The sequence below is a fragment of the Agromyces sp. NPDC058136 genome (genome assembly GCF_042884375.1).
In the GTDB taxonomy this organism is placed as follows: Bacteria; Actinomycetota; Actinomycetes; order Actinomycetales; family Microbacteriaceae; genus Agromyces.
The window spans coordinates 1-20,972 of record NZ_JBHVUA010000002.1; the positions used below are offsets into that span (position 1 = coordinate 1).

The window sequence follows — 20,972 nt, forward strand, 5'->3', positions numbered from 1 at the left end:
CCGAAGGACTACCGACTCAATCGCATCGCGGGGCCCTCGAGCCTCATCATCTTCGGCGTGACGGGCGACCTGTCGCGCAAGAAGCTGATGCCCGCTCGTTGTGGTTCTCATCTCTGAGGATGGAAGAGGAGAGTGCGGCGGCAGCTCGGCTCGACTGCCCTTGTTGTCGCGATGGATGCCCAAGGCAAACGCCGGGGGACAGCCTCAAAAGCCTCCGACAAATCATCTTCGTCAACTCCAGAACATCGTTCAGGCGAAAGTCCAGGCCCAGTGCGGCAGCTCTACACAGAATGAACGAGACATCCTCGTTCAGGTGCGCACACAAGTACGAGCTTGCCGACTTGTCCCCAATGGTGAGGCGCCGGCATACGATGCGCGCACGCCTATTCAACGAATATCGATCCGAACTCGCTCCAGACGTTCCCAGCCCGACCGAGTAGAGTCGCTGCCGCAGCATCCGTTCTCGCAAGGAATCCCTGGTCAGTCCGAGATCATTCGAGATTCCAGAGAAAAGAGATTGACTCACGAGCGGCCCCGTCGTCTTCGTGGTGTCGCGGGTTCGAGTCCCGCCCTCGCTACCAAGAAGCCCGGAATTCCAGTGGAATTCCGGGCTTTCTCTGTTTCTCTGGTCGGATGCCGCGGGGGCGGCGTCGTTCGCCCGCGCGCTCTCCTTCGGCAACGGCACGAAGCCGGCGCGACCGCGAGGTCAGCACCGGCTTTGTGAGCGCCTGCGTCTACGCGACCCGGCGGCGCCGATGCACGAGTGCGAGGGCGAGCCCGGCGGCGAGCAGCAGGCCACCGCCGACCGCGAAGGGCAGCACGTTCGCGCCGGTGCTCGCGAGCGAGGCCCTGTCACCCGAACCGTCGCCGCCTGCCGTGCCGGTTCCGCCGGTCGTGCCGCCGTCGGAGCCGCCGCCTGTGCCCGGGGTCTCGCCGCCGCCTGCCGCCGCCGCGACGGTGAGCTCGGCCGAGACCTCCGCGCCCTCGGCGTCGATCACCACGAGATGGTGCGCACCCGCTGCGGTATCGACGGGAACGGTCGCCGTCGTCGAGAACGAGCCCTCGGCGTCCGCGGTGACGGTGCCGAGTGCGACCGGGGTCGAGCGCAGTTCGAGGCGGAGTTCGGCGCCGGACGTGAAGCCGCTGCCCGAGATGTCGACGGTCGCGCCCGCGGCCACGGTGCCCGCGCCGAGCACGACCGACGGGGTCGACGGTTGCTCGGTGTCACACCCGTCGTCGCAGATGCGGAACTCGGCGAGCACCGCCTTGTGATCGGAGGGCCATACGGCGTCTGGCGTGAGGATCTCGTCGGCGCTGTCGTCGACGACGCGCTCGTTGCGCACGATCGACGACTGGGGGCCGACGACGGCGGCGTCATCGATCGCGAGCCGCTCGTCGGGGGTCGCGAAGATGTAGTCGATGCGGTCGCGCTCGTCGGCCTCGGGCGCCCACGTCAGCGACGACGTCGGGAAGCGCTCGTTGTCGGACGGCCACGTGATGCCGGGGTTCGCGACCGGGTCGGGGTGCACCTCGCGGTACGCGTCGACGAGTCCGCCGTCGAGCAGGGTCTGGGTGGTCTGCCAGCGGATCACGACGCCGTTGTGGTCCTGGAGTCCGGCGGTCGCCGCCGTCCAGTCCTGTGCGGAGGGCTCGTTGAAGTCGCCGCCGACGACGGCGATGCGGCCGGCCTCGCGCTCGGCCGCGATGTCCTCGACGAGCGCGGCAGCGGTCGCGGGCCGCCCCGACTGCAGGTTCGCGGCGAGGATCTGCTCGACGTCGGTCACCGGGGCATCCAGCTTGTTCCACGTGTTCCAGCCGGTGGGCCAGTCACCGTGGATCTCGCCGCCGTAGCCGCGCGGCAGGTACGTCGTGTACCAGCGGTACTCGAGGTGCCCGCCGTACACGACGACCTCGGTGCCGTTGACGTCGATCACGGCCTTCGTCCACCAGCGGTCGATCGTGTCGCTCGATACGATCGGGTACCGCGACACGATGCCGGTGTCGGTCGCGATGAGGTGCTCGTAGCCGAGCAGCTCGGCGACCTGCGCAGGCGCCTGCCCCACCTCGGGCATGAAGGTGACGTCGGCGTCGGTCTCGCGGATGATGTCGGCGATCTCCTGCGCCCCGTTCGGCACCTGCGTGCCGCCGTGCCACACGTTGAAGGCGAGCACATCGAGCTCGCTCACGCCGTCGACCTCGGGCTTCGGGTCGGCCGGGGGCGTCGACGGCCCGGTCGGGGCTCCCGTGACGGTGAGATCGATCGGACCGGCGAGCACGCCGTAGCCGTCGTCCTCGAGCAGGTAGACGTCGTACTCGCCCGCGCCCATGGTCGCGGTGTTGTGGCTCCAACCGTCGCGGTCGGCTGGCCCCCAGGCGACCTCGCCGCTCGCCTCGGGCACATAACGCCAGTCGAGCGAGGTGGGGCCGCCCGGCATCGCGCCGTCGCGGTAGATGCCGATCCAGTTGCGGTCGTGCACGGCGTCGCCGGCGTCGAACGAGATGGTGACGGTCTCGTCGGCGGCGATGGTCGAGGTGTCGAGGCTCAACGAGCTTCCGGCCGCATGCGCCGGAGGCGCGTACAGGAAGGCGGTGATCGCGACGCCGGCGGCGACGAGCGAGATGAGCGCTCGTCTCGCAGGCAGGGAGGCGGAAGCCATGCAACGGTCCTTTCGGGGTGGGTCTGACCGGAGGAAACCGTAGGGCCGCCACTTGGCTCGCGGATGGACGCGAGGTGAACCCTCGTGCGGTGCCCCTGCGTGCCGCAGTCGGTCGCGCGCGGTTAGGCTGGAACCGTGCAACCCGGCCTGATCTTCGCCCTCGTCTGGGCGGTGCTGGCCCTCGTCGCCGGCGCCGCGCTCGTCATGCGACGCAGTTGGCTCGCCGACACCATCGCGGCGGAGCGGCGGTCCCGCGCGGGCACCGCCGACGCGAAGGGTCCGAGCCGCACCCTGTTCCTGATCATCGGACTGCTCTTCGTCGCGATGGGGCTGTTCATCGTCGGCTGGTGGATCGCGAACACCCTCTGATCTGCTTCGTGAGCGGCATCACGAGCGCGGCGAGCGGGGCCACCCGTCGGGCGGAGGCCTCCCTACGGCGCTGACTCGCGCACCACGAGCCGGTACGGCGCCTGCTCGACGCGCGGCGGCGAGTGCGGGTCGTCGACGAGGCGCAGCACGGATGCCACGGCGAGCCGTGCGAGCTCGGTGAGGTCGGGGGCGATGCTCGTGAGCGACGGTGCTGCGAACGCCGACTCGGGGGAGTCGTCCCAGCCGACCACCGCGACGTCCCGGGGCACCTCGACGCCCGCCTCGCGGAATGCGCGCAGCGCCCCGATCGCGAGGAGGTCGTTCGCGCACACGAGCCCGTCGAGCCCGCCCGCCCGGCCATGCACGCCCGAGAGCAGCGCCTGCACCCGGGCATATCCCTCCTCACGCGAGTAGTCGCCCTCCGGGGATTCCGGGTCCCACGGGGACACCTCGAGAAGATGCTGCGGTTCGGCCTCGAGCCCGGCCGCGCGCAGCGCCGATCGGAAGCCCTCGAGGCGGAGGTCGGCGGCCGCGGCGCCGATCGAGGCGTCCGGCACGGTGCCGAGGAACCCGAGCGTACGGCGGCCCGACGCGATCAGGTGCGCCGTGGCATCCCGCGAGGAGGTGACGCTGTCGACGACGACGCGATCGACGCGCGCGGCGCGGATGCGCTCGCCGAGTACGACGAGCGGCGTGCGCCCGCGCGCGGCGACGAGTTGCGCATCGCTCAGCGACATGGGGCTCAGCAGGATGCCGTCGGTGAGGAGCGCCTGGAAGCCCGCGGCTGCGCGCAGCTCGCGTTCGGGATCGCCGTGCGTCTCGTCGACCACGACGTCGTAGCCGACCCGCTCGGCGGCGCCGACGACGGCGTGCGCGAGCTGCGCGAAGTACGGCAGCGACAGGAACGGCACCGAGAGGGTGATCAGGTTGCTGCGGCCCATCCGCAGCTGGCGCGCCGCGAGCTGCGGCCGGTAGCCGAGCTCGGCGATCGCGGCCTCGACCCGCTCTCGCGTCGGCCCGCTGACGGGCACCCGTGCGTTGATGACGTTCGACACGGTGCGGTACGAGACCCCGGCGATCGCCGCGACGTCCTTCAGCGTCGGGCCGGCCGAGCGGCGCGTGCTCACCAGCGGTTCCTGACGTCCTCGGCCCAGCCGAGCAGGCCGGTGACCTCGATGCGCTCGCCGTCGGTCTCGACCCAGCCCGAGTAGTGCCCGAAGCACTGGTGCCCGTGCGAGCCGAACACGACGAGCTCGGTCGCGCTCACCCGATCCCAGAAGGGCTCGAACCGCAGCTCGACGTGCTCGCCGTGGATGCGCCAGGGCGCGAGCCAGTCGTCGACGTCGTACTCCCAGTCGAGCTCATCGCTGATCTTGTGGAGCCGTCCGTCGACCACGACCGCGTTCTCGGTCGAGCCGGTGCCGTCGGTCCACTTGCCGCCGAGCTGCAGGCCGATCGTCCGGCCGTCCACCCGGCCGGAGGCGGCGCCCCAGTTCCAGATCATCTTGTACGGCCAGCGGCCGCGGCCGTGATCGAGCACCGCCCAGCTCTCGCCTTCGGGCAGCTCGATGCGCTCGACCGGCCGGTCGCCGTCGCCGCCGAGCTCGAGCCACCCGGTCGCGGGGCGCGCGACATCCTTCACCGTGTACTGGAACCGGCGGTCCGACCAGGGCACGACGACGCCGAGGCTCTCGTGCCCGGCGGGGCGGTGCGCATCGATCTCGAGACGCACGCCCTCGGCGGCGGCGCGGAGGCGGGTGCCGGAGGTCTCGGGCAGCTCGTCGATGTCGATCTCGATCGACGAGGTTCGGGCGCGCGCCGGCCCGTCGCCGAGCGAGGCGGGCAGGGTCGCGCTCGAGCCGAGGGGCGCGATCGCCGAGCGGTCGATCGTCGAACCGTCGCGACGGTCGTGCACGAGGATCGCGTGCACCGCCGCGTAGTCGATCGACGAGACGGTCAGCGCGATGAGGTGGGTCGGGGTGGTGATCGCCCAGTACTCCCAGCGCTTGTTGCGGCCCCACACGCGGCGGCCGTCGATGCCCGAGGTGTCGTGCTGCGGCGTCCGCGTCCAGCCGACGGCGTCGCGGTTCAGGCGGCCGTCGGGTCCGCAGAGCGCGACGGGAGAGGTGAGCTCGTGCTCGACGATGGTGCGGGCCATGGGGTTCCGTTCTCGGGTCGGGTCGGGTCGGGTCAGGTCGGGTCGGGTCGGGTCGGGTCGGTCGGGTCGGGGAGACTCAGCGGGTGGGTGCCGGCGAGGCCTCGGATGTCGCGGTCGGCGCCGCGACCGCGGCGAATTCGGCGAACAGCTCGCCGAGGACGCCGCGCACGCGGCCCGGGTCGACCTTCACGACGGTGCGGTCGGCGGTGAGGAGTCCGTTGAGCTCGTCCTCGACGTCGGACAGCTGCGTGTAGACGACGCCCGACAGCCCCGCCGCGATCGCGGGCAGCACCTCCTCGCGGTGCAGCCGGGCGAATCCCTCGGTGAGTGCTTCGATGCTGCGGTAGCGCCGGTAGCCGAACTCGCGCGGCCCGAACTCGTGACCCGGCAGGCGCAGGCTGTACCCGCCGTACTCCGAGACGACGACGGCGCGGCCGTCGCGGCCCCACCGACGCCGCGGCTTCAGCCTCCGGAAGTACACGTGCAGGCTCTCGAGGTCGCCGCCGCGCTGGTCGTGCCAGCCGCTCGCATGGTCGATGATCCGGTCGGGGTCGATCGCCCGTACCCGGTCGACGGCCGCGAGGGCGTCGAACTGCCCCCACCCCTCGTTGAACGGCACCCACACGACAACGCTCGGCGAGTTCTTCAGCAACCGCACCGTCGCCTCGAGCTCGGCGGTGAACTCGGCGCGCCCCGTGGCATCCTGCCGGCCGAACAGGTGATGCCGGCGATCGTCGAGCCGCACCGGCAGCTTCACCGGCGCCGTGATCACGGCCGGATTGTAGTGGCGGCCGCCGTTCACCATGTCCTGCCAGACGAGCAGCCCGAGCCGGTCGCAGTGGTGGTACCAGCGCAGCGGCTCGATCTTGATGTGCTTGCGCACCGCGTTGAATCCGAGCGCCTTCATCGAGACGAGGTCGTGCACCATCGCCTCGTCGGACGGCGGGGTGTAGAGGCCCTCGGGCCAGTAGCCCTGGTCGAGCACCGCCGCGTGGAAGACGGGTTCGCCGTTGAGCAGGAGCCGCGGCCGCCCCGCCGCATCTGGTGCGACCCCCACCGAGCGCATGCCGACGTAGCTCTGCACGAGGTCGTCGCCGAGGCGCACCTCGACGTCGTGGAGGAAGGGGTCGTCGGGGCTCCAGCGGCGGGCACCGGGAATCGGGATCGTGAGGGGCCGCCCCGCCGGGCCTTCGGCCCGGGCGAGCTCGCGACCGTCGGCACGCACGACGACGGTCGCGATCGGCGGTTCACCACCGTCTGCGCTTTCAGGGGCGGATGCCTCGACGACGACCTCGATCGTCTCGTCGTCGAGTCTCGGACGAAGCTCGAGCCCTCGCACGTGCAGCGCGGGCACCGACTCCATCCACACCGTCTGCCAGATGCCCGACTGCGCGGTGTACCAGATGCCGCCGCGCTTCAGCGACTGCTTGCCGCGCGAGTGGTACGAGGTGTCGCTCGGGTCGACGACGTCGACCGTGAGCTCGTGCGTGTCGCCGTCGGCGAGGGTCTCGGTCACGTCGATCGAGAACGGCAGGTAGCCGCCCTCGTGCGCGCCGAGCTCGACCCCGTCGACGAAGACGCGGCAGCGCTGGTCGACCGCGCCGAAGTGCAGCAGCACCCGGTCGACGAGAAAGCCCTCGGGCAACCGGACGGTGCGCCGGTACCAGAGGTGCTCGCCGGGCTGCAGCTGGCGCCCCACGCCCGACAACTCGGCCTCGGGGGAGAAGGGCACGAGGATGCGGCCGTCCCAGCTGCTCGGCGGCCGGTCGTCGGCGGTTAACGCGTGGTCCCACCAGCCGTTGAGGTTCAGGTGGCTGTCGCGGGCGAGCTGCGGGCGAGGGTACTCGGGCAGCACCGCGTCGGGGTCGAGGCCGTCGGCCCAGGGGGTGCGGCGGCTCACGCGCGCGTCTCCTCCGTGGTCGTGCCGGCGGTGCCGGCGGCCTCTGCTGCGGCACGCCGCATCACGCGGGCACGGAGCGCGAACAGCACCGGCACGGCCAACAGCACGAGGGCGGCGACGGGGAAGATCTCGGGGCCGGGCACCGGGTGCTCGCGCCCGAGCTCGACGTAGCTGTGCGCCGCACCCGAGATGACCGCGGCGCCGATCGCGGGGCCGATCACCATGGGCACCATCACCGCCGAGATCATGCGAGCGCCCTGCACGCCGCCCGCGCGGTCGGCGGGCGTCTGGTCGCGGGTCATCGCGGAGACGGCGGCGATCGAGGCCATCATGCCGGCCATCATGAACGTCGCGGCGAGGATCACCCAGGCGAAGTCGCGCACGAAGGCCATCGCGACGAGGCCCGCGACGAAGACCCCGACCGCGGGGAGGAGGAACCGCTCCTTGCCGACGCGATCCATCACCCGCCCGCCGAGGACGCTGAGCGCCGAGGCGAGGACGAGCACGATGCCGAGCGCGATCGCCGAGGCCTCGAGCGCCAGCGAGTAGTTCAGGTAGATGAGCACGAAGGGGATGAACACCTGCGAGCTGATGCCGATCACGCACCAGATCGCGAGGGTGAGGAAGAGCGCGGGCTCGCGCCGGACGGTCGCGGGCCGCAGCCCGTCGACGACCGCGCGCAGCACGTGCTGCTCGCGCGGGGCGACACCCCGTTCGCGCACGAGGAACCAGGCGGCGACGCCGGTGACGGCGGTGACCCCGCCGACGAGGGCGAAGAAGGCGGGCCACTGGCCGGCTCGGGTCATGGGGTCGAGCAGCACGAAGACGAGCAGCATCGCGACGAGCGGCATCGTCGCGAGCCAGCCGTCGACCCGGCCGCGATTCGCGGGCACCGTCGAATCGGTCACCCAGGCGGCGAAGGCCGCGTCGTTCGCGCCAGAGCCGACGAAGCTCATGACGCAGTCGAGCGCGATGATCGCGACGACCGCCCCGATGAGCACGGGGGCCGCCTCCGCCGTGGCATCCGGCGCCCCGACGAGGCCGAAGGCCGCGGTCACCGCACCCCACGCGAGGTAGCCGCCCGCGATGAGCTCGCGGCGACGGCCGAGCCGGTCGGACCAGGCGCCCACGATGAGGGTCGCGACGGTCGCGGCGATCGCGCTCGCCGCGACCATCCAGGCGATGACGCCGGGGTCGGACGAGACCGTCTCGTAGACGAACAGGTTGAGGTACATGTTCTCGATCACCCACGCGAGCTGGCCGACGAGGCCGATGAGGATGATCGCGGCCCAGGTGCGGGGGCCGAGTGCAGGCGCGCTCGCGGTCTCGGCGGTCGGGGTGCCGTGTGGTCGGGTTCGGGTCGTCATCGTCCTCGGGTGATCCTGTTTCAACGTTGAAATCAGCACGACAGTAGCAGGTTCCGGGCGAGCGGCCCAGGGATGTCCCAGCGCTCACAGGCCGTTTCGTCTCCGCGCGCGTCCGTCGGGGCCGCTATGGTGACCCCATGACCGACGCCGCACGCAGCACCTCGACGCAACCGATCGGCATCGTCGCGTTCGTCCTCGGCATCGTGCTCGTCGTCGTCGACTTCGTGAACATCTTCATCACCGCGTCGTTGATCCGCGCGGGCGACCACGCCTCGCTCTCGACGGTGTCGTTCATCATGGCGACGATCTCGGTGGTGCTCGCACTCACCGCCATCGCGGTCGGCATCGTCGCCTGCCGTCGCCCCGGCGCGACCCGCGTCTACGGCGCGATCGGCACGACGGTCGGCGCGATGGTGGTGCTGCAGCAGTTCGGGTCGCTCGTCTACACGCTCATCGTCTCGAGCTGACCGGCGGCAGGGCCGCCGCGTGCGCGCGTCGGTTCCGCCCTCTATCCTCGATCGTGGCCCCCGAACGCGGGCGGCGAGACGAATCGAGGGCGACGTGAGCGACGGACCGGGCGACGGGCCCCTCCGCCCGCGCGGGCGCCGCGCGGCGCCACCCGCCTCGCCCGTCGCGAAGGCGCTCTCAGCGACGAGCGCCGGGCTCGCGAAGGTCACCGCCCGCTTCGCGCCGGTCGTCGCGGCCGTCTCCGCGTGGGTGTCGGCCCACCGTGCCGTCGCGCTCTCGACCGCCGCGGCGCTCGTCGCCATCGGGGTCATCGCCGGCGGAGCCGCGTTCATCCGGCTCGGCGGGCAGCCCGGCACCGAGGCGTCGGGGCTCGATGCACCCCGACCCACCCCCAGCGCTCCAGCGACCTCGCGCGCCTACCCGCCGGTGCTGCCGACGGCGACGCCTGCTCCGCGGGCGACCCCGCCCGCGACGGGCGACCCGACCGACGAGCCGGTCGTCGAGGTGCCCGACGACCCGATCGTCGACCCCGAACCCGAGGAGCCGACGGAGCCGTCGCCCGAGCCCGAGGAGCACGACGACGATCACCCGGGTCGTGGGCAGGGCCCGAAGAAGCCGAAGGGCTGACCGGCCGCGACCGGCGGAACCGGGCGAGCAGGCGGCGCCCCGCGGCATCCACCGGGGCTTTCACAGGCCGGGGGACTACCCTGAAGCGTGACTTCTGAAGAACTTCCCGCCCCGGCCGAGGCTCCCGCAGAGCCCGCCGCGACGACATTCGCAGACCTCGGTCTCGACGGGGCGGTGCTCAAGGCGCTCGACGACGTCGGCTACGAGACCCCCTCCGCCATCCAGGCTGCGACCATCCCCACCCTGCTCGCGGGGCGCGACGTCGTCGGCCTCGCCCAGACCGGCACCGGCAAGACGGCCGCGTTCGCACTGCCCATCCTCGCCCGCCTCGACCTCTCGCAGAAGACGCCGCAGGCCCTCGTGCTCGCCCCCACCCGCGAACTCGCGCTGCAGGTGTGCGAGGCGTTCGAGAAGTACGCCGCGCACCTGAAGGGCGTGCACATCCTCCCCGTCTACGGCGGCCAGGGCTACGGCGTGCAGCTCTCGGCGCTGCGCCGCGGCGTGCACATCGTCGTCGGCACCCCCGGTCGCATCATGGACCACCTCGACAAGGGCACCCTCGACCTCTCGGAGCTCAAGTACCTCGTGCTCGACGAGGCCGACGAGATGCTCAAGATGGGCTTCGCCGAAGACGTCGAGACGATCCTCGCCGACACCCCCGACGACAAGCAGGTCGCCCTGTTCTCGGCGACCATGCCGGCCGCGATCCGCCGCATGTCGAAGCAGTACCTGCACGACCCCGAAGAGATCACCGTCAAGACGAAGACGCAGACCTCGGCGAACATCACGCAGCGGTCGCTGATCGTCGCGTACTCGCAGAAGGTCGACGCCCTCACCCGCATCCTCGAGGTCGAGAACTTCGAGGGCATGATCATCTTCGTCCGCACGAAGAACGTCACCGAGGAGCTCGCCGAGAAGCTGCGCGCCCGCGGATACGCGGCCGCCGCGATCAACGGCGACGTCGCGCAGGCCCAGCGCGAGCGCACGGTCGAGCAGCTGAAGAACGGCAAGCTCGACATCCTCGTCGCCACGGATGTCGCGGCCCGCGGCCTCGACGTCGAGCGCATCTCGCACGTCGTCAACTTCGACATCCCGACCGACCCCGAGCCGTACGTGCACCGCATCGGCCGCACCGGCCGAGCCGGCCGCACGGGCGACGCGATCAGCTTCGTGACTCCGCGCGAGCGCAGCCTCCTCGCCCGCATCGAGAAGACGACGAAGCAGCCGATGACCCCGATGACGCTGCCGAGCGTCGACGACGTCAACGTCACCCGCCTCGCCCGCTTCGATGACCGCATCACCGCGGCGCTCGAGCAGAACGAGCGCATCGAGGGCTTCCGCGACATCATCGCCCACTACCTGCGCCACCACGACGTGCCCGAGGTCGACGTGGCCGCCGCGCTCGCCGTGGTCGCCCAGGGCGAGTCGCCGCTGCTGCTCGAGCCCGAGCCCGAGCGGCCCGCACGCTTCGACCGCGACCGCGATCGTGGGCGCGACGACCGCGGCCGCGACCGCGACGACCGAGGCCGCGGCGGAGACCGGTACGACCGGGGCGAGCGCCCCGACCGCCGCCCCCGCGGCAGCGGCGTGCCGCTCGCGACCTACCGCATCGCCGTGGGCCGTCGTCACCGCGTCGAGCCCCGCCAGATCGTCGGCGCGCTCGCGAACGAGGGCGGCCTGAACCGCGACGACTTCGGCGCGATCCAGATCAAGCCCGAGTTCTCGCTCGTCGAACTGCCCGCCGACCTGCCTCGCGAGACCCTCGAGCGCCTCGACGGCACCCGCATCTCGGGGCGCCTCATCGAGCTGCGGCCCGACCGCGGTGCGCCGCGCCGCGGCGACCGCGACGGCCGTGGCGGGGGTTCGCGTTACCAGCGCGACGACCGGCCGCGTCGTGACGACCGGTACGACCGGCCGCGCCGCGACGACCGGTACGACCGCGACGACCGGCCGCGCCGCGACGACCGCGACGAGCGCCCGACGACCGACTCGAGGAGCGAAGCGGGCGACGACCGTCCGGCGCGCAAGCCCCGCCACAAGGGCACCCGCGACGAGTGAGCCGCACGACGGGTGAGTCGCGCGCGAGGCTGGGCTTCGCGGCGACCGCCGTGCTCGTGCTGCTCGCGGGCCTCGGCCTGCAGCTGCCGGGCCGCACGGTCGCGATCGACCTCGCGGGCAGCGCGCTCTACGCGTGCCTCGTCGGGCTCGTGGTCGCGATCGTCTGGCCGCGCCTGCCCGCCTGGGCGATCGCGGCCGCCGCGTTCGGCGTGGCGGCCGCGGTCGAGCTGTTGCAGCTGACCGGGCTGCCCGCCCGGATCGTCGAGGCGGTCCCGCCCGCGCGACTCGTGTTCGGCAGTTCGTTCGACCCGCTCGACTTCCTCGGCTACGCCCTCGGCGGCCTGCTGCTGCTCGCGCTCGTGCCGCTCGCGCGTGCGGTGGCGGCTCGGCGGGGTGAGACTCGCAGCTCGGCAGCCTGAACCCGGCGAGAGTCGGTGGTCTCGAGACGCGTCGCCGCTTCGCGTCGGCGCTCCTCGACCATCGAACCTGCCTGCGCGTTCTGCAGGATGAGCGCGGTGAGAGGTCCGCATGCAGGGGTGTCGTCCGTCTCATCCTGAATTGTGCGAGGGTGAGCCGAGCGTGACCCCGCGTGACGGCCGGTTCCGCCGTGTGACCGGCGCGGTCGCGGCATCCCGGGGGCCTGCCTAGCGTCGAGGCATGTCGCACCACGTCTCGCTCGTCGCCGTCTCGGGCAGCCTGCACTCGCCGTCCAAGACCACCGTGCTCGTCGGCGAGATCCTCGCCGAGTTCGCGGTCGCGCTCGCCGCGCAGCCCGGCGTCGAAGTCGAGACGCACCTCATCGAGCTCGGCGAGATCGGGCGCGAGTTCAGCGGCGCGCTGCGGCGCGACGAGCTGAGCCCGGCCGCGGAGGCGGCGATCCGCCGCATCGAGTCGGCGACGCTGCTCGTCGTCGCGAGCCCGGTCTACCGGGCGAGCTTCACGGGGCTCTTCAAGCACGTGTTCGACTTCGTCGGGCAGTACTCGCTCATCGACAAGCCGGTGCTGCTCGCCGCGACGGGCGGCAGCGACCGGCACGCGCTCATCATCGAGCACCAGCTCCGCCCGCTGTTCTCGTTCTTCCAGGCGCTGACCCTGCCGATCGGCGTCTACGCGAGCGACGGCGACTTCGTCGACTACCGGATCGCGTCGCCCCAGCTCCGCGAGCGCATCGCGCAGGCGGTGCAGCGCGGGGCGCCCGTGGTGCGGGGAACGCTGCCCGACCGGGTCTCGGAGTACGTCTCGACCTGGTGAGGAGGAGCGGTCGGGGTGGCGATACGCTCGCTCGGCCCGCTACTCGACCGACCCCGGCCCCGTCATGTGACGCCCGCTGTCCCCGTGTGACACCCGATTCCCCCGTGTGACGGGGTGGGCTCGCGGCATCCGATCGCCCTCCCTAGCGTCGGAGCCCGGGAGGTCGAAACATGACACGACTCATCATCGGCGCAATGGTCAGGGCGATCGGCGCGTATCCGTCGGGCTGGCGGTATCCGGGTGCGCATCGAGATCCGAGGGGGGATGCCGCGGTGCTGCGCCGCACGGCCGAGGTCGCCGAGCAGGCGCGCCTCGACTACCTGTTCTTCGGCGACTGGCTCGCCACCGGGCACGACCTCGAGTTCCGCGACCCGTACCTCGTGGCCCGCATCGACCCCCTGTCGGCGGTCACCTACCTCGCGGGGGTGACCGAGCGCATCGGCCTGATCGCGACGGCGAACACGAGCTACTCCGACCCGTTCACCCTGGCGCGGGCGACCGCCTCGGTCGACCTGCTGAGCGGCGGGCGCGCGGGCCTCAACCTCGTGACCGGCGCCGAGCCGAGGGCGGCCGGCAACCACGGTCGCGACTTCCACGCGGCGAACGAGACCCGCTACGACCGCGCGGTCGAGTTCGAGCACGTGCTGCGCCGCCTCTGGGACTCGTTCGAGGACGACGCGATCGTCGCGGATGCCGCGGCGGGCGTGTTCCTCGACCCGACGAAGCTGCACGCGACGGACTTCAACGGCCAGCACCTGAGCGTGACGGGGCCGCTGAACGTCGCGCGGCCCGTGCAGGGGCATCTGCCGATCGTGCACGCGGGCACCTCGCCGCGCTCGCGCCTCTTCGCCGCGCAGAACGCCGACCTCGCGCTCGTCGCGGTCAGCGACCTCGACCACGCGGTGCAGGTGCGCGAGGAGCTGCGGGCGCTCGCCTTCGAATCGGGCCGCGACGATCGCACCCTGAAGGTCATCGCGCCCGTGCTGCCGATCGTCGGCGAGACCCGCGAGCACGCGCAGTCGATCGCCGACGAGCTCAGCGAGCTCGTGCAGATCGCCGAGGACTGGCCCGACGGGCCGCCCGAGGCGTTCCCTGCGAACCGCTCGCTGGTCCAGCTCTCGACGCTCCTCGGCGTGGACGTCTCCGGGCTGTCGCCCGACCGGGCGGTCACCCCGGCGATCGTCGCCGAGTTCAGCGCCCCCGGCCAGGAGCTCGTCGAGATCGTCGCCGAGCGCACCGGGCGCAACCCCTCGGGCGAACGGCCGCCGACACTCCGACACCTCGTCGTTGCCGCCTCGGTGAACGCGTCGATGATCGTCGGCACCGCCGAGGACATCGCGACCGAGTTCGAGGCCTGGGGCGACGCGGGCGCCGTCGACGGCTTCAACGTGCTCTCCGCGATCCAGCCCGCCCAGTTCGACGCGTTCGCCCTCGGGGTCGTCCCGGAGCTGCAGCGACGCGGCGTGTTCCCGAGCGAGTACGAGGGCGAGACCCTTCGCGAGCACCTCGGCCTGGCCCGCCCCGACAACGTCCACGTGACGCCGGGTGACGCACCGTTGCCGCCGGTTTCCCGCGGTGACGGCAGGCGTCGAGGGGTGGTTGAGACGGGCGCGGGGCATCCGTAGCTTCGACGATCACACCCCGCACCCAGGGGCGAACGTCCCGCTTCCGAACCGAAGGAACCCACAGCACATGTCCACGAAGAACACGCGACTGATCGCCGCCGGCGTCGCCGCGCTCGCCGCGACCGGCCTGCTCGCCGGCTGCGCCGGGCAGGGCGCCCAGGGCACGGGCGCCGCCTCCGGCGACCCGGTCGCCGGCGGCACGCTCACCTACCTCGAGCACCAGCCCCACACGACGCTCTACCCGCCGCAGGCCGGCTTCTACCCGAACGGCGGCATCGTGAACAACATCACGGCGCGCCTCACCTGGCAGGACCCCGAGACCCTCGAGATCGAGCCGTGGGTCGCGACCGAGTGGTCGGTCAACGAGGATGCCACGGAATACACCTTCGAGCTCCGCGACGACGTCACCTTCTCTGACGGCACGCCGCTCGACGCCGCCGCCGTGGCGAAGAACTTCGACACCTACGGCCTCGGCGACCAGGCGCTCGGCCTCACCGTCTCCGAGGCGATCAACAACTACGCCGCGAGCGAGGTGGTCGACGCCGACACGGTGACCTTCACCTTCTCGGCGCCCGCACCCGGGTTCCTGCAGGCGACCTCGACGATCAACTCGGGGCTCGTCTCGCCCGAGACCCTCGATCGAAAGCTCGAGGACTGGGGCGCGGGCTCATCGACCGAGATCGTCGGCTCCGGGCCCTTCGTCGTCACCGAGGAGGAGATCGGCACCTCGCTGCACCTCGAGGCCCGTGAGGACTACGACTGGGCGCCGCCCTCGTTCGAGCACCAGGGCCGGGCGTACCTCGACGCCATCGACCTCATCGTCACCCCCGAGGACAGCGTGCGCATCGGCTCGCTGCTCGCGGGCCAGGCCGACGTCATCCGCTACGTGCAGGCCTTCGACGAGGCCCAGGTCGCGGACGCCGGCTTCGAGATCGTCGCCGCCCCCACCCGGGGCGTCAACAACTCGCTCGGGCTGCGGTTCACCAACCCGCTGCTCAGCGATCTGCGCGTGCGCCAGGCGCTCGTGCACGGCGTCGACGCCCAAGAGGTCGTCGACACGATCTTCACCGAGAACTACCCGGTCGCGACCTCGCAGCTCGCCGCGACGGCCGCCGGGTACACGGACGAGTCGGATGCACTCGCCTACGACCCCGAGCGTTCGGAGGAGCTGCTCGACGAGGCCGGCTGGACGCCCGGCGCCGACGGCATCCGCGAGAAGGACGGCGAACGGCTCTCGCTCACCGTCTACGAGGCCAAGCCGCAGCCGCTCTCGAAGCAGACGCTCGAGCTCGTGAGCCAGCAGCTCGCGAAGATCGGCGTCGAACTCGAGGTTAAGGCCGCCGACGCGGGCAGCTACGCCGAGGACATCCTCGACCCGCTGAAGACCCCGCTGTACCACTCGATGGTCGGACGCGCCGACAACGACGTGATCAAGAGCCAGTACTTCACGAAGAACCGCAACACGCTGCTCTCCGACGACGCGAAGCTCGACGAGCTCCTCCTGGCCGTGGCATCCGAGCCCGACCCCGCGAAGCGCGACGAGGCCTCGGCGGCCGTGCAGGACTACCTCACCGAGCAGGCGTACGTGATCCCGCTCTTCGAGGAGCCGCAGGTCTACGGCGCCGCGCCGTACGTGCACGGCTTCACGACCGAGGCGGTCGCCCGCCCGCTGTTCTACGACACCTGGGTCGACAAGCAGTAGCCGGTCCGTCGGTCGAGTAGGCCCGCCAGGGCCGTATCGAGACCACGCCGGCGGGTCTCGATACGGCTCCGCCTACTCGACCGGCGAACCCATCAGAAAGGAAGCGGACGATGGCCTACCTCGCACGCCGCTCCGGGCAGGCGCTCCTCGTGCTCGCGATCGCGTTCACCGCGACCTTCGTGCTGCTGCAGGCGCTGCCGGGCGACGCGATCCTGATCAAGTTCGAGAGCCCCGAGCTCGGCCTCTCGCCCGAGCAGATCGCCGAGATCCGCCAGAGCTACGGCGCCGACGTGCCCGTCTGGCAGCAGTACCTGCACACCGTCGCCGGATTCCTCGCCGGCGACTTCGGCACCTCGGTGCAGTACGGCACCCCGGTGCACGAGCTCATCGGCTCGGCGCTGCCCGAGACGCTCGCGCTCGCCGGGCTCGGGTTCCTCGTCGCGGTCGTGCTCGCCGTCGCCCTGGCCTTCCTCTCGACGCTCGCGCCGTTCGGCTGGCTTCGGCAGGCGCTGCGCTCGCTGCCCGGCGTGTTCGTCTCGGTGCCGGTGTTCTGGCTCGGCATCGTGCTCATCCAGGTCTTCTCGTTCCAGCTCCGGCTCGTGCCGGTCATCGGCGCCGACCCCGTTCAGGCGCTCATCCTGCCGGTGCTGACCCTCGCCATCCCGATCTCGGCCCCGCTCGCGCAGATCCTCGCCCGGGCGATCGACGACGTGCAGCTGTCGCCGTTCGTCGCGGTCGTGCGAGCGAAGGGCGCGAGTCCGGCCCGCGTGCTCTGGCGCGACGTCGCCCGCAACGCGACGCTGCCGACGATCACCATCGCGGGGGTGCTCATCGGCGAACTCATCGGCGGCGCGGTCGTCACCGAGACGGTCTTCGGGCGGGCGGGCATCGGCCGGCTCACGGAGCAGGCCGTCGCCAACCAGGATGTCGCGGTGCTGCAGGCGATCGTCATCCTCGCCGCGCTCGTGTTCGTCATCGTGAACCTCGCGGTGGATCTCGTGTACCCGATCCTCGATCCGCGGCTCAAGCGGAAGGCGGTGGCGGCATGAGCGTCGACGTGGAGCCGGTCGGTCGAGTCGGCGCCCCGGCGCCGTATCGAGACCATGCGACGGAGGGTCTCGATACGGTCGCTGCGCTCCCTACTCGACCGGCTGCGGGGGCAGCTCCTCGACCGGCCGAGAACGTGCGGCGGCGGCTCCGGGGCATCCGGCCCGGACTCGTGCTCGCCTGGATCGTGATCGCCGTGGCGATCGCGTGGGCGATCGTGCCGTGGCTGTTCACCGGGCAGGATCCGCTCGCGGGGGTGCCCGCCGACAAGCTGCAGGCGCCGAGCGCCGAGCACCTCTTCGGCACCGATGCGATCGGCCGAGACCTCTTCACCCGGGTCGTCTACGGCGCGGTGCACTCGCTCTCGGGCGCGTTCGTCGCCGTCACCGTCGGACTCGTCGGCGGCACCCTGCTCGGCGTGCTCGCGGGCTCCCTCGGCGGGGCGGTCGACGCGGTCGTCATGCGGCTCGTCGACGTGCTCCTCGCGATCCCCGGGCTGCTGCTCGCGCTCAGCATCATCATCCTGCTCGGCTTCGGCACCGTGAACGCGGCGATCGCGGTCGGCGTCGGCTCCATCGCCGCCTTCGCCCGGCTCTCGCGCTCGGAGGTCGTGCGGGTGCGCCAGGCCGACTACGTCGAGGCCGCGATCGGTTCGGGTGCGCGGCTGCACGCCGTGCTCTTCCGGCACGTGCTGCCGAACTCGCTCACCTCGGTCGTGGGCCTCGCGGCCTTGCAGTTCGGCACCGCGATCCTCGCGATCTCGACGCTCGGGTTCCTCGGCTACGGTGCCCCGCCGCCGACGCCCGAGTGGGGCCTGCTCATCGCCGAGGGGCGCAACTACGTCGCGACCTCGTGGTGGCTCACCGTGCTGCCCGGCCTCGTCGTCGTCGCGGTCGTGCTCAGCGCCAACCGCATCAGCCACGCCCTCGGGAGGACCCGATGACCACGAACGCCGCAACGCCCCTGCTCGCCATCGAGCACCTCGACGTCGCATACGCGACTGGCGGGGCCGGCCGCGACGGCCTCCGCCGCGTGGTGCACGACGTGTCGTTCGAGGTGGCCCCCGGCGAGGTCGTCGCCCTCGTCGGCGAGTCGGGTTCGGGCAAGACGACCACCTCGAGCGCCGTGCTCGGGCTGCTGCCCGGCGGCGGCCGGATCGAGGGCGGCGCGATCCGCCTCTCGGGCACCGATCTCGCCGGCTGGAGCGACCGCCGCCTCGAATCGGTGCGCGGCGCCCGCATCGGCTACATCCCGCAGGACCCGGTCTCGTCGCTCAACCCCGTGCGGCCGATCGGCGTGCAGCTCGCCGACACCTTCCGCATCCACGGCCGGGGCGATCGTCGCAGCATCCGGGGCCGCGTGCTCGAACTGCTCGACCGCGTCGGCCTCGACGACCCGGCGCTCCGCGCGAGGCAGTACCCGCACGAGCTGTCGGGCGGCATGCGCCAGCGCGTGCTCATCGCGAACGCGGTCGCGCTTGAACCCGAGCTCGTGATCGCCGACGAGCCGACGAGCGCACTCGACGTCACCGTGCAGCGGCGCATCCTCGACCTCATCGACGAACTGCGCCGCGAGCGCGGCACGGCCGTGCTGCTCGTCACCCACGACCTCGGCGTCGCCGCCGAGCGGGCCGAGCGCGTCGTCGTCATGCAGCACGGCCGCATCGTCGAGCAGGGCGGCACCGAGCAGCTCATCGACGCGCCCGTCGAGGCGTACACGCGCCGGTTGCTGGCGGATGCCCCGGGGCTGGCCGAGCATCCGTTCCGCCACCCCCGTCCGCCGCTCTACCTGCGCGACCCCGGGGTGGCCGCGGCCGAGAACCCCTTCGTGCTCGAGGCATCCGGGCTCGTGAAGGAGTTCTCGCTCGGCCGGGGGCGCGAGCCGTTCCGCGCGGTCGACGACGTCTCGTTCCAGGTGCTGCGCGGTACGACGCACGCGATCGTGGGGGAGTCGGGTTCGGGCAAGACGACGACGGCGCGCATCATCGCGCGATTCGTCGAACCCGATTCGGGCACCGTTTCGCTCGGCGCGCGCGGCGGCGGGGCCTCGCTCGAGGTGACCGCGCTCGCGGGCGCCGCGAAGCGGGAGTTCCGCCGTCGGGTGCAGCTCGTCTACCAGAACCCGTTCGCCTCGCTCGACCCGCGGCAGACCGTCGCAGAGATCATCGCCGAGCCGCTGCGGAACTTCGGCATCGGCGACCGGCGCAGCCGGGCCGAGACGGCACGCGACCTCATCGAGCGGGTCGCGCTGCCCGCCGACGTCGCCGGCCGGCGGCCCGCCGAGCTCTCGGGCGGGCAGCGCCAGCGAGTGGCGATCGCACGCGCGCTCGCACCCGAACCCGAGCTCGTCATCCTCGACGAGGCCGTCTCGGCGCTCGACGTCACCGTGCAGGCGCGCATCCTCGAGCTCCTCGAGCGCCTGCAGGAGGAGCTCGGGCTCAGCTACCTGTTCATCTCGCACGACCTCGCCGTCGTCGCGCGGATCAGCCACTCGGTCTCGGTGATGCGGCGCGGCCGCGTCGTCGAGCAGGGGGCGACCGAGCAGGTGTTCGACGCGCCGCAGCACGAGTACACCCGCGAACTGCTCGCCGCGGTGCCCCGGCGGGCGGTGCGGTTCGACGCGGCCGGCTTCGCCGCCGACGACCACGACGCCCCCACCGCTCCCGACGCGCTCGACCCGACCGACGTCTCACTCGCCGTCTCCACAGGAAAGGCCCTCGCATGACCCGCATCGGATTCTTCACCCGCCTGCTCGACGACGCCGGCCCCGCCGAGCGCTACCGCATCGCGACCGAGCAGATCGTCGCGGCCGAGCGCCACGGCTTCGACTCGGCCTGGGTTGCGCAGCACCACTTCCACGCCGCCGAGGGCGGGCTGCCGTCGCCGTTCGTGCTCCTCGCGCACGTCGCCGCGCAGACCTCCCGCATCCGGCTCGGCACGGGCGTCGTGACGCTGCCCCTCGAAGACCCGGTGCGGGTCGCCGAGGACGCGGTCGTGCTCGACCTCGTCTCCGGCGGCCGCGCCGAGCTCGGCCTCGGCTCGGGCTCGACGCCCGCCTCCTTCCTCGCCTTCGGCGAACGCTCGGAGGACCGGGGGCGCGTCTTCGGCGAGAAGATCGACTCCCTCGTCGCCGCGCTCGCGGGCGGGGCGCTCGGCGACGACGCCAACCGCCTGCAGCCGCCCGGCCGCGACCTGCTGGGCCGCGTCTGGCAGGCGACGTTCTCGCCCTTCGGCGGCACGCGCGCCGGTCGCGCCGGTCACGGCCTGATGCTCTCGCGCACCCAGCCGAGACCGTCGGATGCTCCGCGCGCGACCCTCTCGGACGTGCAGCAGCCGGTCGTCGACGCCTACCTCGAGGCGCTGCCGCACGGCGTGCCCCCGCGAATCCTCGCGTCGCGCACGCTCTTCGTCGCCGACTCGCGCGAGGAGGCCCGCCGCCACGCCGAGGTCGGGCTGCGTCGCGCCGCCGTGGGCTTCACCCGTCAGGGCCAGCCGCCGGCGGGCGACACCCTCGACGACCTCATCGCCGCCTACGACACGCACGTCGGCACGGTCGACGAGGTGATCGAGTCGCTCTCGCGCGACGCGGTCGCCGCGCAGGCGAGTGAGGTCGCCTTCCAGGTGCACTCGGTCGACCCGCCGCACGAGCTCGTGCTGCGCTCCATCGAGCTCATCGCCCGCGAGGTGGCGCCGGCCCTCGGCTGGGGTGCGACGGCGCCGGCCGCCGCGCTCGCCCGCTGAGCC

General features: G+C 72.2%; 17 protein-coding genes. 12 read left to right on the forward strand and 5 right to left on the reverse strand.

What is annotated here, in order from left to right; all coding sequences use genetic code 11:
* Positions 1 to 734: 734 nt before the first annotated feature.
* A complete protein-coding gene (locus ACFVTX_RS06375; RefSeq protein ID WP_386898746.1) occupies positions 735 to 2,657 on the reverse strand; it encodes an endonuclease/exonuclease/phosphatase family protein in 1,923 nt (640 codons plus the stop codon).
* Between the two features lie 135 nt (positions 2,658 to 2,792).
* Here ACFVTX_RS06375 and ACFVTX_RS06380 point away from each other — a divergent pair, with 135 nt between their 5' ends.
* Positions 2,793 to 3,026: a hypothetical protein gene (locus ACFVTX_RS06380; protein ID WP_386898747.1), complete on the forward strand. Its 234-nt coding sequence runs from the start codon at positions 2,793 to 2,795 to the stop codon at positions 3,024 to 3,026.
* Between the two features lie 62 nt (positions 3,027 to 3,088).
* Here the strand turns inward: ACFVTX_RS06380 and ACFVTX_RS06385 are convergent, their stop codons facing one another.
* The 4 genes from ACFVTX_RS06385 to ACFVTX_RS06400 form a co-directional block, all read right to left on the reverse strand.
* The gene (locus ACFVTX_RS06385) at positions 3,089 to 4,153 is read right to left on the reverse strand and encodes a LacI family DNA-binding transcriptional regulator (RefSeq protein ID WP_386898748.1); all 1,065 of its coding nucleotides are present in this window, start codon (positions 4,151 to 4,153) and stop codon (positions 3,089 to 3,091) included.
* Positions 4,150 to 5,184, reverse strand: a complete 1,035-nt coding sequence (locus ACFVTX_RS06390) for a DUF2804 domain-containing protein (protein WP_386898749.1) — start codon at positions 5,182 to 5,184, stop codon at positions 4,150 to 4,152. Before ACFVTX_RS06390 ends, ACFVTX_RS06385 begins: the two co-directional genes overlap by 4 nt.
* A 76-nt stretch (positions 5,185 to 5,260) precedes the next feature.
* Positions 5,261 to 7,084 (reverse strand): glycoside hydrolase family 2 protein, encoded by a 1,824-nt coding sequence (locus ACFVTX_RS06395; RefSeq protein ID WP_386898750.1) that lies wholly within the window; start codon positions 7,082 to 7,084, stop codon positions 5,261 to 5,263.
* Positions 7,081 to 8,451: an MFS transporter gene (locus ACFVTX_RS06400; protein WP_386898751.1), complete on the reverse strand. Its 1,371-nt coding sequence runs from the start codon at positions 8,449 to 8,451 to the stop codon at positions 7,081 to 7,083. The genes ACFVTX_RS06395 and ACFVTX_RS06400 overlap by 4 nt, the downstream gene beginning before the upstream one ends.
* A 137-nt stretch (positions 8,452 to 8,588) precedes the next feature.
* On the opposite strand from ACFVTX_RS06400, the gene ACFVTX_RS06405 reads away from it, so the two are divergent.
* The 11 genes from ACFVTX_RS06405 (at position 8,589) to ACFVTX_RS06455 (ending at position 20,969) form a co-directional block, all read left to right on the forward strand.
* Positions 8,589 to 8,918, forward strand: a complete 330-nt coding sequence (locus tag ACFVTX_RS06405) for a hypothetical protein (protein ID WP_386898752.1) — start codon at positions 8,589 to 8,591, stop codon at positions 8,916 to 8,918.
* 94 nt (positions 8,919 to 9,012) lie between these two features.
* Positions 9,013 to 9,546, forward strand: a complete 534-nt coding sequence (locus ACFVTX_RS06410) for a hypothetical protein (RefSeq protein WP_386898753.1) — start codon at positions 9,013 to 9,015, stop codon at positions 9,544 to 9,546.
* Positions 9,547 to 9,633: 87 nt separating this feature from the next.
* Entirely contained in the window at positions 9,634 to 11,604 is a 1,971-nt protein-coding gene (locus ACFVTX_RS06415; RefSeq protein ID WP_386898754.1) for a DEAD/DEAH box helicase, read from the forward strand.
* Entirely contained in the window at positions 11,601 to 12,023 is a 423-nt protein-coding gene (locus ACFVTX_RS06420; RefSeq protein ID WP_386898755.1) for a DUF2809 domain-containing protein, read from the forward strand. The genes ACFVTX_RS06415 and ACFVTX_RS06420 overlap by 4 nt, the downstream gene beginning before the upstream one ends.
* 238 nt (positions 12,024 to 12,261) lie before the next feature.
* The gene (gene msuE, locus ACFVTX_RS06425; protein WP_386898756.1) at positions 12,262 to 12,855 is read left to right on the forward strand and encodes an FMN reductase; all 594 of its coding nucleotides are present in this window, start codon (positions 12,262 to 12,264) and stop codon (positions 12,853 to 12,855) included.
* A 170-nt stretch (positions 12,856 to 13,025) separates the two neighbouring features.
* A complete protein-coding gene (locus ACFVTX_RS06430) occupies positions 13,026 to 14,480 on the forward strand; it encodes an NtaA/DmoA family FMN-dependent monooxygenase (RefSeq protein ID WP_386898757.1) in 1,455 nt (484 codons plus the stop codon).
* 67 nt (positions 14,481 to 14,547) lie between these two features.
* A complete protein-coding gene (locus ACFVTX_RS06435) occupies positions 14,548 to 16,182 on the forward strand; it encodes a TIGR04028 family ABC transporter substrate-binding protein (protein ID WP_386898758.1) in 1,635 nt (544 codons plus the stop codon).
* A 110-nt stretch (positions 16,183 to 16,292) separates the two neighbouring features.
* On the forward strand, positions 16,293 to 17,231 hold the full coding sequence (locus ACFVTX_RS06440; RefSeq protein ID WP_386898759.1) for an ABC transporter permease: 939 nt from the start codon (positions 16,293 to 16,295) through the stop codon (positions 17,229 to 17,231).
* Entirely contained in the window at positions 17,228 to 18,172 is a 945-nt protein-coding gene (locus ACFVTX_RS06445; protein WP_386898760.1) for an ABC transporter permease, read from the forward strand. Before ACFVTX_RS06440 ends, ACFVTX_RS06445 begins: the two co-directional genes overlap by 4 nt.
* The gene (locus ACFVTX_RS06450; RefSeq protein ID WP_386898761.1) at positions 18,169 to 19,953 is read left to right on the forward strand and encodes a dipeptide ABC transporter ATP-binding protein; all 1,785 of its coding nucleotides are present in this window, start codon (positions 18,169 to 18,171) and stop codon (positions 19,951 to 19,953) included. The genes ACFVTX_RS06445 and ACFVTX_RS06450 overlap by 4 nt, the downstream gene beginning before the upstream one ends.
* On the forward strand, positions 19,950 to 20,969 hold the full coding sequence (locus ACFVTX_RS06455) for a putative FMN-dependent luciferase-like monooxygenase (protein ID WP_386898762.1): 1,020 nt from the start codon (positions 19,950 to 19,952) through the stop codon (positions 20,967 to 20,969). Before ACFVTX_RS06450 ends, ACFVTX_RS06455 begins: the two co-directional genes overlap by 4 nt.
* Positions 20,970 to 20,972 lie beyond the last annotated feature (3 nt).